Source organism: Staphylococcus canis, from assembly GCF_016238445.1.
Lineage (GTDB): Bacteria > Bacillota > Bacilli > Staphylococcales > Staphylococcaceae > Staphylococcus > Staphylococcus canis.
The window spans coordinates 1-366 of record NZ_JABANU010000073.1 but is presented as its reverse complement, the minus strand read 5'-3'; the positions used below and the strand labels follow the sequence as shown (position 1 = coordinate 366).

Genomic DNA, 366 nt, shown 5'->3' with positions numbered 1-366 from the left:
ACCAGTTATTAATTATGTGTGTCGTTTTTCAACGACTAGCGATAATTGTTTGTTTCAAGCGTTTCGCTTGTTACTCGGTTTTGCTTGGTAAAATCTATACTTACTTATCTAGTTTTCAATGTACAATCTTATAAATGGTGGAGACTAGCGGGATCGAACCGCTGACCTCCTGCGTGCAAAGCAGGCGCTCTCCCAGCTGAGCTAAGCCCCCATAACTATTTAACAACTATTATCATTTAAATGGTGGGCCTAAGTGGACTCGAACCACCGACCTCACGCTTATCAGGCGTGCGCTCTAACCAGCTGAGCTATAGGCCCATTTAAATTGAATAACTCAATGAATGAGCATTCAAAACTGAATACAAT

At 41.5% G+C, this 366-nt stretch carries 2 tRNA genes; both read right to left on the bottom strand.

The window, feature by feature from the left end:
• Window positions 1-135: 135 nt before the first annotated feature.
• Window positions 136-211: transfer RNA gene (locus tag HHH54_RS10960), tRNA-Ala, on the bottom strand.
• Window positions 212-241: 30 nt separating this feature from the next.
• Window positions 242-318 (bottom strand) — tRNA-Ile (locus tag HHH54_RS10955).
• Between the last annotated feature and the right edge of the window lie 48 nt (window positions 319-366).